Here is a 13,389-nt window from a genome sequence, read left to right as displayed (position 1 = left end):
GTGCGGGCACCGCTCAGCGGGCGTCTGCGGCGCGGCGGAGGTGGCTGAGGTGCTGGCGCCGGAGCTGCCGACGCTGCGACAGGTCGACCCGGACGCCGCCGGGCGTCCCCGTCCCAGGGCGCCCGGAGCGCACCCCTCGGCCGCGTAGCACCACCGCGCGGCCGATTCCGCCGCCATCCGCCCGTCCGGCGACCCTCCTTCCCGCCGGACCGGCACCCGGAATCGGACCGAGGGGTCACCCATGCTCGCCTTCGCACCTCTGCACGCCGCCGTCGGCGCCGCCGGCCGCGCGCTCGCGTGGTTCACCACCCTGCTCGAACCGCTGGCCGGCGACGCGGCCACGGCCGCCGCCATCGTCGTCCTCACGCTCGCCGTCCGGCTGCTGATCTCGCCGCTGACCCTCGTGCAGGTCCGCGGGGAGCGGCGCCGCGCGGCGCTCGCGCCCGAGGTCCGCGAGCTCCAGCGGCGGTACGCGGACGACCCGGCCCGGTTGCGGGGCGAGTTGTACGCGCTCTACCGGGCCAACGGCGCCAGCCCGGTCTCCGGCTGCCTGCCGCTGCTGCTCCAGGCGCCGGTCCTGCTGGTGATGTACCGGCTCTTCACCACGGCCGAGGGCGGCACCGGGCTGCTCGCCGAGCGGCTGGCGGGGGTGCCGCTGGGCCAGCACCTCGCCGACGGGCCGGGCGGCGGCGCGCTGCCGCTCTTCGGCGTCCTGCTGGCCGCCCTGCTCGCGCTGGCCTGGTGGACGTCGCGGCGGATGCGGCGCGCCGCGGCGGCGACCGGGACGGTGGCCGGTACGCCGACCCAGGGGCCGGGCGCGGCCGTGCTCGGCCGGCTGCTGCCGCTGCTGCCGTACACGACGGTGCCGGTGGCGCTGGTGCTGCCGCTGGCCGCGGTGATCTACCTGGTCACCACCACCGCCTGGTCGGCGCTGGAGCAGGCGGTGCTGCGCCGACCGCGACCCGTCCCCGATGGCATCGACGCACGTTGACATCTGCCGGATCGGCACGTACAACTCCTCAGAGAGCGCTCTCTCGACCGTTCCCGCAGAGAGGCACGTCCATGACACCTGCCCCGGCGGCGCCCGCCGCCCTGCCCCCACGACGCCGACTGACCCTGGCGCTGACCGTGCTCACCGCCGCCACGACCGTCCTGGCCGGAATGACCGTGACCGCCAACGCGGCCGTGCCCGCGCCCGCACCCGGCTGGAGCCTGGTGTGGAGCGACGACTTCACCGGCGCGGCCGGCACCCTGCCGTCCGCCGGCAACTGGATCATCGACACCGGGACCAGTTACCCCGGCGGCCCCCCGAACTGGGGCACCGGAGAGATCCAGACCTACACCAACAGCACCGCCAACGTCAGCCACGACGGGGGCGGCAACCTGCGGATCACCCCGCTGCGCAACGCCTCGGGCGGCTGGACCTCGGCCAGGATCGAGACCGTGCGCAGCAACTTCAAGCCCCCCGCGGGCGGGGTGCTGGCCATCGAGGGCCGGATCCAGATGCCCAACGTCACCGGGGCGCAGGCGGCCGGGTACTGGCCGGCGTTCTGGGCGCTCGGCTCGCCTTACCGGGGCAACTACCAGAACTGGCCGGGCATCGGCGAGTTCGACGTGATGGAGAACGTCAACGGGCTGAACTCGGTCTGGGGCGTGCTGCACTGCGGCGTCGCCCCGGGCGGGCCCTGCGACGAGTTCAACGGCATCGGCGCCTCCCGGGCCTGCCCGGGCAGCACCTGCCAGTCCGCCTTCCACACCTACCGCTTCGAGTGGGACGCCTCCGCCAGTCCCCAGCAGCTGCGCTGGTACGTCGACGGACAGCTCTACCACACCGTCACCCAGACCCGGATCGGCGAGCCGTACTGGTCGCAGATGACCAGCCACGCCGGCTACTTCCTGCTGCTCAACGTGGCGATGGGGGGCGCCTTCCCGAACGGGGTGGCCGGCAGCGCCACGCCGACCGCCGCCACCGTCCCGGGCCACCCGATGCTGGTCGACTACGTGGCGGTGTACAGCCGCGGCGGCGGCGCGCCGCCGACCACCCCGCCGCCCACGACGCCGCCGCCCGGCGGGGTGCGCGACGCGTACGCGACGATCCAGGCGGAGTCGTTCAACGCGCAGAACGGCGTGTTCGTCGAGGCGTGCGCCGAGGGTGGGCAGAACATCGGCGCGCTGCGCAACGGCGACTGGGCGCGCTTCGACAACGTCGAGTTCGGGGTCACCCCGCCCCGGGACTTCGTCGCCCGCGTCGCCTCCGGGGCGGGCGGCGGGGTCAGCGGCCTGGTGGAGGTCCGCCTGGACAGCCCGACCGGCCCGACGATCGGTAGCTTCGCGATCGGCGACACGGGTGGGTGGCAGAGCTGGCGCTCGGTTCCCGGCAACGTCGCCGGGCCGACGGGCCGCCGAACCGTCTACCTGACCTTCTCCAGCGGGCAGCCCGCCGACTTCGTCAACGTCAACTGGTTCACCTTCCGCCGCTGAGTCCCGTGGAGCCCCCGGCCCGCGCCGGGGGCTCCCGTCGCCCGCCTCCCGCCCGGGCGGCCCGCAACCGCGACGCGCCGCCCGCCGGTCCGCTCTGGACAGAAACAGTTAACACTCTTAATAATGAGCGTCAACGTCGATGCCGGTGGATGTCGTCCGGGTGTGGAGGGTGTCGTGAAACGATCCAGATCTCTGGTGTTCTCGCTGGTCGCGGCAGTGGTCGCGGCGCTCGGGGCGGTGTGGGTGGCGATGCCCGCGTTCGCCGCCGGCGTGACCGCCAGCTTCGTCAAGACGGCCGACTGGGGCTCGGGCTGGGAGGGCAAGTACACGATCACGAACGGCGGTGGGTCCACGGTCGACGGCTGGAGCGTCGCGTTCGACCTGCCGGCCGGCACCACCGTCGGCAGCTACTGGGACGCGCTGCTGACCTCGTCGGGTCAGCGGTACACCTTCACCAACCGGTCCTGGAACGGCCGCATCGCCCCCGGCGCCTCGGTGTCGTTCGGCTTCCTCGGCAACGGGCCGGGCGCGCCCACCAACTGCCGGTTCAACGGCGCGGCGTGCGCGGGCGGCGTCACCCCCACCACCCCGCCGCCCACCACCGCGCCCCCGACCACCGCTCCGCCCACCACGCCGCCCCCGACCACGCCGCCCCCGACGAGCCCGCCGCCGAACACCGGCCTGCCCAAGCACATCCTCACCGGGTACTGGCACAACTTCGACAACCCGGCGGTCGAGCTGCGGCTGCGCGACGTGCCGGCCGAGTACGACGTCGTCGCGGTCGCCTTCGCCGAGGCCACCGCCACCCCCGGCGCGGTCACCTTCGCCGTCGACCCCGGCCTGTCGGCCGCCCTCGGCGGCTACACCGACGCCGACTTCTCCGCCGACGTGCGCACCCTCAAGTCCCGGGGCAAAAAGGTGATCATCTCGGTCGGCGGCGAGACCGGCCGGGTGGCGGTCAACGACGCCGCCTCCGCCGCCGCGTTCAGCGACAGCGTGTACGCCCTCATCCAGCGGTACGGCTTCGACGGGGTCGACGTCGACCTGGAGAACGGGCTCAACCCGACCTACATGGGCCAGGCGCTGCGCTCGCTGCGGGCCAGGACGGGGTCCGGGCTGATCATCGCGATGGCCCCGCAGACCATCGACATGCAGTCGCCGGAGACCAGCTACTTCAAGCTGGCGCTCGACATCAGGGACATCCTCACCGTCGTCAACACCCAGTTCTACAACTCGGGGGCGATGCTCGGCTGCGACCGCAACGCCGCGTACCCCCAGGGGACGGTGAACTTCATCGTGGCGCTGGCCTGTATCCAGCTGGAGGCGGGGCTGCGCCCCGACCAGGTCGGCCTCGGCCTGCCGGCCGGCCCCGGCGCGGCCGGCGGCGGCATCGTCGCGCCCTCCGTGGTCAACGCCGCGCTGGACTGCCTGGCCCGGGGCACCAACTGCGGCAGCTTCCGCCCGCCGCGCACCTACCCGGGCATCCGTGGCGCGATGACCTGGTCGATCAACTGGGACGTGAGCAACGGCAACGGCTTCGCCCGCACGGTCGCCCCGCACCTGGACACCCTGCCCTGACCACCGTCTCGGCCCGGGCCCGAGGGCCCGGGCCGAGACGGTCCCGGCAGGGGTCAGCGGGTCGCGTCGGCGTGCTCCCGCTGGCGGGCACGACGACGGCGGCTCTTCTTGACCGCCCACAACGCGATCATCACGACGAAGACCGCGATGATGCCGTAGTCGAACCACTTGCTGTACTGCTCGATCTGCTGCCAGCGCGAGCCCAGGGCGTATCCCAGGCCGACGAAGAGGGCGTTCCAGATGCCGCTGCCCAGCGTGGTGAACGCGATGAACTCCGGCAGCGGCATCCGGTTGGCCCCGGCGGGAATGGAGATCAGGCTGCGTACCACGGGCATCATCCGGCCGAAGAGCACCGCCCACCGGCCGTGCCGCTCGAACCAGCGGTCCGCCTTCTCCAGGTCGTCGAGGTCGACCAGGGGCAGCCGGTCGAGCCAGCGCTTGAGCCGGTCCTCGCCGGCCGCCGCGCCGAGCCAGTAGAGGACGAGCGCCCCGGCCAGGGACCCGGCGGTCGCGGCGAGCCCCACCAGCACCACGTTGAAGCGCCCCTCGCTGGCCAGGTAGCCGGCCATCGCCAGGACGATCTCGCTCGGGATCGGCGGGACGATGCTCTCCAGGGCGACCAGCAGCGCCACCCCGACGGCACCGGCGGCGTCGATCACCCCCGCGACCCACCCCGTCAGCCCGCCGAGCCGGGTCGGGTCGACGTTCTCGGCGAGTGCCATCACGATCCTTTCGGCGGGGTCCGGATCAGAGACAACTACCCCGCCGGCCCGCCGTCACACCTGTCCGTGAGTGGGGCCACCGGCGTCAGCCCTGCGGGTGCAGCGCCGCGTCGGCGGGCCCGCGCCACCAGCCGGTGAACCGGACCCGCAGGCCGGAACGGGTGGGGGAGCAGCAGTACGGCCCGGCCGCCGCCACCGCCTCCGGGGCGAGCGGGGCGAGCCGGACCAGCCGCCACGGCTCGTCGCCGGCCCGGGCCCGCACGGTCAGCGCGTCGCGGTCGCGGCTGACCCGGACGGTCACCTCCCGCCCGGCCCACTGCGGCACCGGGGCGACCGACCAGTCCGACACCTCCCGCGTCACCACCGCACCGACCTGTGGTTGGCCGTCGCTGACCTCCACCCCGGCCTTGACCCAGTTCCGCTCGTCCACCCGCACCAGCACGCCGGCCTGGTCGAACTGCTCGCCGTAGTCGAGGTCGAAGGCCACCTCCACCGCCTCGCCGGCGGGCAGCGGCGCGAGCAGCGCCGGGGCGTCGTCGTGGACGAAGCCGTACGAGGTGTGCCGCCACAGGTCACTGCCCTCGGCCGGCTGCACCAGCAACTCGCCCGCGGGCCCGCGCTCGACCAGCACCGGCTCGTTGCACCACTCACCCTCGGCCCAGTCGACCGGCCGCTCCGCGTTGCCCATGGGGCGACCGTACCGCCGTGCCCCGCCCGGACGCCGTCCCCGGCCCGGGGCGTCGACGCGCCGGCGCGGGCCCGGGCTCCGCGGGCCTGCCGCCGGCGGCGCTGGCCGGGGCGGGCCCGGCGTCGGTGGCCAGGCGGGCCGGTGGGTCGGCTGGCCGCCGATGAGCGGCGGCGCGTTTGCCGGGAGCCGGGATCGGAGACATAACTCCGGCATGGCTGACAGGTGGTACTCGGAGGCGGTCGTCTACTGCCTCGACATCGACACGTACGCGGACTCCGACGGCGACGGGGTCGGTGACATCCGGGGGCTCATCGGCCGGCTGGACTACCTCGCCCGGCTGGGCGTGACCTGCCTGTGGCTGCACCCCATCCACCCGTCGCCCAACCGCGACGACGGCTACGACGCGACCGACTTCTACAACGTCGACCCGCGCTTCGGCACCCTGGGCGACTTCGCTGAGCTGCTGCACCAGGCGCAGAACCGCGGCATCCGGGTGATCATCGACCTGGTGGTGAACCACACCTCGGACGAGCACCCGTGGTTCCAGTCCGCCCGCTCCTCGCCCGACTCGCCGTACCGCGACTGGTACGTCTGGTCCGACCACGAGCCGGCCGACCGGCACCAGGGCATGGTCTTCCCCGGCGAGCAGCACGAGACGTGGAGCTACGACCGGACCGCCAAGGCCTGGTACTACCACCGGTTCTACAAGTTCCAGCCGGACCTCAACTTCACGAACCCCGCGGTTCGCGAGGAAATCAAGAAGATCGTGTCGTTCTGGCTCCAGCTCGGCGTCTCCGGTTTCCGGATGGACGCCGTGCCGTTCATCATCGAGCTGACCGAGCCGGGCAACCCGAACTCGCCCAAGGACTTCGAGTTCCTCACCGAACTGCGCCAGCACGTGCAGTGGCGCCGGGGCGACGCCGTCCTGCTCGCCGAGGCCAACGTCGAGCCCGACCAGCTGCCGACCTTCTTCGCCGACAGCGGCGGCTCGGGCAACCGGCTGCACATGCTCTTCGACTTCATGCTCAACGGGCGGCTGATGCTGGCCCTGGCCCGGCAGGACCCGGAGCCGATCATCGAGGCGCTGCGCGACACCCCGGCGCTGCCCGAGGGCGGGCAGTGGGCCACCTTCCTGCGCAACCACGACGAGATCGACCTCTCCCGGCTCACCGCCGAACAGCGCAACCAGGTGTACGCGGAGTTCGGCCCCGACGAGAACATGCGCATCTACGACCGGGGCATCCGCCGCCGGCTCGCCCCGATGCTCGGCAACGACCGGCGGCGCATCGAGCTGGCGTACGCGCTGCAGTTCTCGCTGCGCGGCACGCCGGTGCTGCGCTACGGCGAGGAGATCGGGATGGGCGAGAACCTGTCGCTGCCCGGCCGGGAGGCCATCCGCACCCCGATGCAGTGGTCCTACCAGCCGAACGCCGGCTTCTCCACGGCCGACCCGGAGAAGCTGGTCCGCCCGATCATCGACAAGGGCGAGTTCTCGTACGAGAAGGTCAACGTGACCGCCCAGCGGGGCGACGCAAAGTCGCTGCTCGCCTGGTTCGAGCGGATGATCCGTACCCTGCGCGAGGCCCCCGAGGTGGGTTCGGGCTCGACCACCCACATCGACGTGGCGATGCCGCCGGGGGTGCTGGCGCACCGCGCCGACGGGCGGACCGGGACGATGGTCTTCGTGCACAACCTCGGCACCACCGACGCGGAGGTCGACCTCAGCATGCTGGAGCCGGAGGCGGACCTGCCCGTCGACGTCCTGGCCGACCGCAACTACGGCGAGGTCGGCAAGCTCGACCGCCTCAAGGTCGCCGGCTACGGCTACCGGTGGATCCGCCTCTGCCGCGGCCGCGGCCTCTAGGGACGGCCTCCCGCGCCGCGCCTGCCCGGCGTACCGCTGGGTTAAGCTCCTTCGATCGGACGCAAGTTACCGGGAGGTAGGCATGTCGGAGGAGCAGCGGGTCGCCATCGTCACGGGGGCGGCGCGGGGGATCGGGGCGGCCACCGCCCGGCGGCTGGCGGCCGACGGTCTCGCGGTCGCCGTGGTCGACATCGAGGAGTCGGCGACCAGGGAGACCGTGGACGCGATCGCCGCCGCCGGTGGCCGGGCGCTGGGCGTGGGCGCCGACGTCTCCGACCGGGCGCAGGTCGAGGCGGCCGTGGAACGGGTCGCCGCCGAACTGGGCGCCCCGACGGTGCTGGTCAACAACGCCGGCGTGCTCCGCGACAACCTGCTGTTCAAGATGACCGACGCCGACTGGGACACCGTCATGGGGGTGCACCTGCGCGGCGCGTTCCTGTTCAGCCAGGCGGCCCAGAAGCACATGGTCGAGGCGAAGTGGGGCCGGATCGTCAACCTCTCCAGCACCTCCGCGCTGGGCAACCGGGGCCAGGCGAACTACTCGGCGGCGAAGGCCGGCCTCCAGGGCCTCACCAAGACCCTCGCCATCGAGCTGGGCCCGTTCGGGGTGACCGTGAACGCGGTCGCGCCGGGCTTCATCGTCACCGACATGACCGCGGCCACCGCCGCCCGGATGAAGGTCGACTTCGAGGCGCTCCAGAAGCACGCCGAGTCGGAGATCGCCGTACGCCGGGTCGGCCGCCCCGAGGACGTCGCCCACACCATCTCGTTCCTGGCCAGCGAGGGCGCCTCCTTCGTCTCCGGCCAGGTCGTCTACGTGGCCGGTGGCCCCAAGGACTGACCCCGCCCGTACGCCCCGGCGGGCGCCGCCCGCCGGGGTCAGCGGACGCCGGGGCGGGTGCGCCAGAGCCAGAGCAGGCCGAGCACCGGCAGGACCAGCGGGATGTAGCCGTACCCGCTGCCGAACCGCGACCAGACCGTCTCGTCGGGGAAGAGTTCCGGGTCTACGACGCTGAGGATCCCGACGCCGAGCACCCCGGCCAGCTCCACCGCGCAGCACGCCAGGGCGACGCGCCGGCCGGCGGCACCCGCGCGGGCCAGCCCCACCGCCGCGACGATGTAGACGGCGGCGGCGAGCGCCGAGAGCAGGTACGCCACGGGCGCCTCGTCGAACCTCGTGGCGATCTGGAGGCCGGCGCGGCTCGTCGCGGCGATGGCGAAGAGCAGGTAGACCGCGATCAGCAGTCGTCCCGGGCCGGCGTTGGTCCGGTTGCGTTCCGGGGCGCGCACGTCAGCCACCCAGCACCTCCCAGGTCTGCCGGAGCCGGACCACGACGATCGGCGTGACCAGGCAGACCGCGCAGACGATCGCGGAGCCCCACCGCGTCGGCTCCATCCGCGCCAGCACCCAGGCCAGCGGCGGCAGGCAGACCACCGTCGCCAGGTAGCCGAAGAAGGCCCCCGGCTCGCCCGGTCGCTCGCCGCCGGCCAGGGCGACCGACGCCGCCACCGTCAGCGCGAGCAGCGCCACCTCCAGCACGGCGAGGCCGGCGTACTGCGCCCGGTCCGGGGCGCGGTGCCGCAGCGTCGCCACCAGCGCCCAGCCGGCGACGAGGAGCGACAGCACGATCGAGGCGGTCGCGAGGAGCCCGTCCACCGGCGAACCCGCGGTCGCTGCGCTGGTCACCCGGGCCATCCGAAGTGCGGTTCGGTCACCTGCACAGCCTACTAACCCGCGTAGTACACCCCGTCACCCGCCGCCCCGCCGCGGCGACCGCCGTGCGTCCGGGCCGGCTCCGGACGTACGACGCCCGGCGGCGTCGTGGCGGCGGTGGCGGATGTGAATGGCCGCGGTGGCGACTGTCGTGAGAGGACGGTGCGACCCCTAATGACCCCTATCCATTCGTAATGGAAGCTGTTGCGGAGCGTTATTCTCTGACGACGTCACCCAACTCCGACGGCACGTTCGTCTGACGGAGAGGATCGCCATGTCGTTGCCCACCACCCGCCCGGCGTTGAGCGTGGTGATGCCGACCTACCAGGATCCCCAGTGCCTGGCGCTGACCCTCAAGGCGCTGACCCGACAGACGCTGCCGCCCGAACGCTTCGAAGTGATCGTGGTCCGCGACGGTGGCTCGTCCGACGGGTACGCCGAGGCTCTCGTCGAAGGCGCCGGTCTCCGCCTGCGCGTGCTGGAACTCCCCAACCGGAGAGGTCGCTCCGTCGCCCGGAACGAAGGGGCGCGGCGTGCCTCCGCGCCCCTGCTGGTCTTCCTCGACGCCGACTCGTGGGCGGTGCCCGACCTGTTGGAGAGGCACCTGGCATGGCACAGCACGCCCGGCAACGCGGCGGTGCTGATCGGCCGGCGGGACGAGATCGGCCTCGCGGACCTACCCGCCGTCCTGGCCGGAGAGTCGCACGCGATCGCGCGGGCCTTCCCGCACGGTGGCGACCTGCGGTTCGCGACGGGGGTTCCGGAGGACAGCGACTGGCTCCGGGCCGGCTGGGTGATCGCCTACACGCACAACATCTCGCTCGCCAGCTCGCTGTTCGCGCAGGTCGGTGGCTACCGGGAGGCGTTCGGCCTGAGCTACGGCGTGGAGGACGTGGAGCTGTTCTACCGGGTGGACCGCAGCCTGCCGGACGGCGTCAACTTCGGCTACGACGACGACGTCCGGGTCGTCCACCTGCCCCACCACAAGAACATCACCCGCAACTGGATGGAGATGAAGGCCAACTTCCAGCAGGCCGCCAAGTTGTACCCCTGCCTGGAGTGGGAGTTCCTCACCGCGGTCATGGGGTACGAGGCGATCCGGCGGATCCTGCACTACCGGGCGCTGATCGACGAGTGCGTCGAGCGGTCGGCCTGCGCCATCGGGCCCGCCGCCGCGCGCCTTGCCGGCCAGTTGCGGGGGCCCAAAGTGCTCTGGATAGGCACCGGCCGCGCCGATTCAGGGCTGCCCGCCTCGGCGCTCACCTTCGACTACGCCGCACCCATCGGGCCGACCAACTTCCACCTGCTCGGTGTCGCCCCGCCCATGCCGCTGGGCAGTCTGGACGCGGTGGTCAGCGTCGACTTCTGGCGCTACCTGCTGTGGCCGGAACTCTGCCAGTTCATCGCCGCCTCGCTGGCGCTGGCCGGCGAGGTCCACCTGGTGGCCACCGCCGACGCGACGCCGTCGATGTGCGTGGCCGACCCGCAGACGCTGGAGTACCTGCGCCAGGCTCAGGCCGCCGAGTACAGGGCCGAGCTGCGGGCGGTCCAGGGGCTCGGCGACGTGTTGACCCTGCGGACCCGTCAGCCCGCGACCGGCGCCGCGCGCCGAGTGCCCGGCCGGGTCGCCACCGGGGCGCGACCCGCGGCACTGGCGCCGGGGCACTCCTCGACCCCGAGGTAGCGGATCGACGGTGCGACCAGGCCCGACGCGGAGTCGGGCCTGGTTCACCGCGCCCGGATCCGCCGCTCAAGACGGAAGGCGAGTATCATGCGCGTACTGCTGTCGACTCTCGGGTCGCGCGGCGATGTCCAACCGCTGGTGGCGCTGGCCTCGCGGTTGAAGGCATTCGGCCTGCAGGCCCGCCTCTGCGCCCCACCGGACTTCGCCCGGTGGGTGGCCACGTTCAAGATTCCCTTCGTACCCGTCGGCCCGCCCTGGCGCAGGTCCGCGGCGCCCCGCCCGCGGGCCGCCGTGCCCCGGCCCTCGCCGGCACAGGTGCGCAAGATGGCCGAGTCGTCCGTTCGCATCCAGTTCGAGGTGCTGTCGGCGGCGGCCAGGGACTGCGACGTCCTCGTCGCGTCGACCGGCCTCCAGATCGCCGCCCGCACCGTGGCGGAGAAGCGGGGCATACCGTACGTCTTCGCGGCGCTCTGCCCGGCGGCCCTTCCCTCGACGCACCACCCTCCGCTACCGCTGCCGCTCCCGGGGGAGGTGCCGGCGCCCGCCTCGGCCGACAACCGCGAACTGTGGGCCGCCAACCGGCGGCAGGTCAACGACGCCTTCGGCGTGCCGCTCAACGCGCTACGGGCGACGGTGGGACTGGTTCCGGTCGACGACGTCAGCGACCACATCCACACAGACCAGCCGTGGCTGGCCACCGACCCCACACTGGCGCCCTGGCCGGATGCCACCGACACGGCCGTCTACCAACCGGGCGCCTGGCTCCTGCCGGACGAGCGGCCCCTGCCCGCCGAGTTGACGAACTTCCTGGGTGCCGGCGCGCCCTGCGTCTACCTCGGCTTCGGCAGTGTCGCCGCACCCCCGGGCGTGCTGGAGGCGGCTGTCCAGGCGGTGCGCGCGGTCGGTTGCCGTCTGGTCGTCTCCCGGGGCTGGGCACCGCTTTCGCTGGGCGACCGGGCGCCCGACTGCCTGGTCGTCGGCGAGGTGAACCAGCAGGCGCTGTTCAAGGAGGTGGCCGCGGTGGTCCATCACGGCGGCGCGGGCACCACGACCACGGCCGCGCGGGCCGGGAGGCCGCAGGTCGTCATACCGCAGGTCTACGACCAGCACTACTTCGCGGGGCGGGTGTCCGCGCTCGGCATCGGCACCGCACACGCCGGCGCGGTACCGACCGCCGGGTCGCTGACCGCGGCACTCAACGCGGCGCTGCGGCCCGAGGTGGTCGCCCGCGCCCGCGAGGTCGCCGCCGTCGTACGGACCGACGCGGCGCAGGTCGCCGCGAAGCGGTTGACCGCCGCCCTGGGGGTCTGAGCGAGGCGACCCGACTGACCGACGAGTCCGGTCCACCAAGGGCGATCCACCCCGACCCCGACGACCGGCGCTGGCCAGGAGTTCGGGCGCGACCACCACTCGACACAGGCCCGGCGTGGCTCATGCCCGCGGGTACCGTGGTGTGACGACGACGGTGGAGGTTCTCGTGGTGCGGTTCGGGTTGTTCGGCACTGGTCACTGGGCGGCCGAGACGCACGGCGCGGCGCTGCACGCGCACCCGGGGGTCGCGTTCGCCGGCGTGTGGGGCCGGGACCCGCGTAAGGCCGCCGCCCTGGCCGAGCGCTACGGGGTGTCCGCGTTCGACGACGCCGACGCGTTGATCGACGCCAGCGACGCGGTTGCCGTGGCGCTCCCGCCGGACGTGCAGGCCGGCATCGCGGTCCGCGCGGCAACCGCCGGTCGGCACCTGCTGCTGGACAAGCCGCTCGCGCTGAGCGTGGCCGACGCCGACCGGGTGGTCGACGCCGCGCGGTCGGCGGGCGTCGCCTCGGTGGTCTTCTTCACCGGCCGCTTCCAGCCGGACATCGCCGGTCTCCTCGCGTCGACGGCCGCCGCCGGCGGGTGGCACACCGCCAGGGCGGTCCGGTTCGGGTCCATCTTCCAGCCCGGCAGCCCGTACGGTGCCTCGCCCTGGCGTCGGGAGCACGGCGCGCTGTGGGACATCGGCCCGCACGCGCTCTCCCTCATCCTGCCGGTGCTCGGCCGGGTCACTCGCGTCGCCGCGATGGACGGGTCGCGCGGGCTCGTGCACCTGCTGCTCACCCACGACGGGGGCGCGACCAGCACGGTCTCGCTGACCCTGGACGCCCCGCCGGAGGCGGTGAGCCAGGAGTTCGTCTTCTACGGCGAGAACGGCCTGGAGAGCGTCCCGGCCGGCGCGGGCGACTCGGCGACCGCCTTCGGCGTGGCGATCGACCAGCTGCTGGAGGAGATCGCGTCCGGCACCCGGGACCACCGCTGCGACGTCCGCTTCGGCCGCGAGGTCGTCGCCGTGCTCGCCGCCGCCGAGACCGCCCGCGCCGAGGGGCGCACCGTCGACCTGCCCCGCGAGGCGGAGTAGCCGACCCGGGCGGGGCGGAAAAGCGGTCGCCTCCCGAAGACCGGCGAGGCTAGGGTCGCCGGCATGTGCACGCACGCTCTGATCGAGGAGGTCGGCACGCCGGCCGCCCTCGGGCCGCTGCTGGTGGCCCGCCCGCGAGTCCGGCGTCCGGCCCTGGCCGGCGCGACCCGCGACTGACCCGCACCGCACCCGCGGCGCACCGCTCCGGCACCTGCCCGGCGCGGCGCCGCCCCGCCCGCCCGGGCGCCGACCCGGGGCCGCGCGCC

Annotated in this window: 13 protein-coding genes; 9 read left to right on the top strand and 4 right to left on the bottom strand. The window is 73.6% G+C overall.

From position 1 onward, the window contains the following. The first annotated feature begins 40 nt into the window (after positions 1-40). The 4 genes from V6V16_RS27215 to V6V16_RS27200 all read left to right on the top strand — a co-directional run bounded on the left by V6V16_RS27215 (position 41) and on the right by V6V16_RS27200 (position 4,059). On the top strand, positions 41-148 hold the full coding sequence (locus tag V6V16_RS27215) for a DUF6412 domain-containing protein (protein ID WP_334566694.1): 108 nt from the start codon (positions 41-43) through the stop codon (positions 146-148). Between the two features lie 93 nt (positions 149-241). After that, positions 242-991, top strand: coding sequence for a YidC/Oxa1 family membrane protein insertase (locus V6V16_RS27210; RefSeq protein ID WP_334566690.1), 750 nt, complete (start codon positions 242-244; stop codon positions 989-991). Positions 992-1,062: 71 nt separating this feature from the next. Next, on the top strand, positions 1,063-2,481 hold the full coding sequence (locus V6V16_RS27205) for a carbohydrate-binding protein (protein WP_334566688.1): 1,419 nt from the start codon (positions 1,063-1,065) through the stop codon (positions 2,479-2,481). A gap of 174 nt (positions 2,482-2,655) precedes the next feature. Further along, a complete protein-coding gene (locus V6V16_RS27200) occupies positions 2,656-4,059 on the top strand; it encodes a chitinase (RefSeq protein WP_334566686.1) in 1,404 nt (467 codons plus the stop codon). A gap of 53 nt (positions 4,060-4,112) precedes the next feature. On the opposite strand, the gene V6V16_RS27195 is transcribed toward V6V16_RS27200, so the two are convergent. Further along, a complete protein-coding gene (locus V6V16_RS27195; protein WP_334566684.1) occupies positions 4,113-4,781 on the bottom strand; it encodes a DedA family protein in 669 nt (222 codons plus the stop codon). Between the two features lie 85 nt (positions 4,782-4,866). Beyond that, positions 4,867-5,469: a DUF1349 domain-containing protein gene (locus V6V16_RS27190; RefSeq protein ID WP_334566683.1), complete on the bottom strand. Its 603-nt coding sequence runs from the start codon at positions 5,467-5,469 to the stop codon at positions 4,867-4,869. A gap of 211 nt (positions 5,470-5,680) precedes the next feature. Between V6V16_RS27190 and V6V16_RS27185 the strand changes: the two genes are divergently transcribed. Both V6V16_RS27185 and fabG read left to right on the top strand, forming a co-directional pair. Further along, positions 5,681-7,333, top strand: coding sequence for an alpha-amylase family protein (locus V6V16_RS27185; protein WP_334566680.1), 1,653 nt, complete (start codon positions 5,681-5,683; stop codon positions 7,331-7,333). Positions 7,334-7,415: 82 nt separating this feature from the next. Beyond that, positions 7,416-8,174: a 3-oxoacyl-ACP reductase FabG gene (gene fabG / locus V6V16_RS27180; RefSeq protein WP_334566678.1), complete on the top strand. Its 759-nt coding sequence runs from the start codon at positions 7,416-7,418 to the stop codon at positions 8,172-8,174. A gap of 38 nt (positions 8,175-8,212) precedes the next feature. Here fabG and V6V16_RS27175 read toward each other — a convergent pair whose 3' ends face one another. Together V6V16_RS27175 and V6V16_RS27170 are read right to left on the bottom strand one after the other, a co-directional pair. Next, a complete protein-coding gene (locus V6V16_RS27175) occupies positions 8,213-8,632 on the bottom strand; it encodes a hypothetical protein (protein ID WP_334566675.1) in 420 nt (139 codons plus the stop codon). Then, on the bottom strand, positions 8,625-9,029 hold the full coding sequence (locus V6V16_RS27170; RefSeq protein WP_334566674.1) for a hypothetical protein: 405 nt from the start codon (positions 9,027-9,029) through the stop codon (positions 8,625-8,627). The genes V6V16_RS27175 and V6V16_RS27170 overlap by 8 nt, the downstream gene beginning before the upstream one ends. A 292-nt stretch (positions 9,030-9,321) precedes the next feature. Between V6V16_RS27170 and V6V16_RS27165 the strand changes: the two genes are divergently transcribed. The 3 genes from V6V16_RS27165 (at position 9,322) to V6V16_RS27155 (ending at position 13,123) form a co-directional block, all read left to right on the top strand. Then, positions 9,322-10,731, top strand: coding sequence for a glycosyltransferase family 2 protein (locus V6V16_RS27165; RefSeq protein ID WP_334566671.1), 1,410 nt, complete (start codon positions 9,322-9,324; stop codon positions 10,729-10,731). An 87-nt stretch (positions 10,732-10,818) separates the two neighbouring features. Continuing rightward, positions 10,819-12,042, top strand: a complete 1,224-nt coding sequence (locus tag V6V16_RS27160; RefSeq protein ID WP_334566668.1) for a glycosyltransferase — start codon at positions 10,819-10,821, stop codon at positions 12,040-12,042. A gap of 166 nt (positions 12,043-12,208) precedes the next feature. After that, positions 12,209-13,123 (top strand): Gfo/Idh/MocA family protein, encoded by a 915-nt coding sequence (locus V6V16_RS27155; protein WP_334566691.1) that lies wholly within the window; start codon positions 12,209-12,211, stop codon positions 13,121-13,123. Positions 13,124-13,389: the final 266 nt, after the last annotated feature.

The sequence above is a fragment of the Micromonospora sp. CPCC 205561 genome, from assembly GCF_036906775.1.
GTDB lineage: Bacteria > Actinomycetota > Actinomycetes > Mycobacteriales > Micromonosporaceae > Micromonospora.
Note: the sequence above shows the minus strand (reverse complement) of the source record. Positions and strands in the feature narration are given on the sequence as shown.

Coding starts and splice junctions, on each gene's coding strand:
- V6V16_RS27210 (WP_334566690.1), top strand. CDS start 242: ATGCTCGCCTTCGCACCTCTGCACGCCGCCGTCGGCGCCGCCGGCCGC.
- V6V16_RS27190 (WP_334566683.1), bottom strand. CDS start 5,469: ATGGGCAACGCGGAGCGGCCGGTCGACTGGGCCGAGGGTGAGTGGTGC.
- V6V16_RS27160 (WP_334566668.1), top strand. CDS start 10,819: ATGCGCGTACTGCTGTCGACTCTCGGGTCGCGCGGCGATGTCCAACCG.
- V6V16_RS27205 (WP_334566688.1), top strand. CDS start 1,063: ATGACACCTGCCCCGGCGGCGCCCGCCGCCCTGCCCCCACGACGCCGA.
- V6V16_RS27170 (WP_334566674.1), bottom strand. CDS start 9,029: ATGGCCCGGGTGACCAGCGCAGCGACCGCGGGTTCGCCGGTGGACGGG.
- V6V16_RS27195 (WP_334566684.1), bottom strand. CDS start 4,781: ATGGCACTCGCCGAGAACGTCGACCCGACCCGGCTCGGCGGGCTGACG.
- V6V16_RS27185 (WP_334566680.1), top strand. CDS start 5,681: ATGGCTGACAGGTGGTACTCGGAGGCGGTCGTCTACTGCCTCGACATC.
- fabG (WP_334566678.1), top strand. CDS start 7,416: ATGTCGGAGGAGCAGCGGGTCGCCATCGTCACGGGGGCGGCGCGGGGG.
- V6V16_RS27165 (WP_334566671.1), top strand. CDS start 9,322: ATGTCGTTGCCCACCACCCGCCCGGCGTTGAGCGTGGTGATGCCGACC.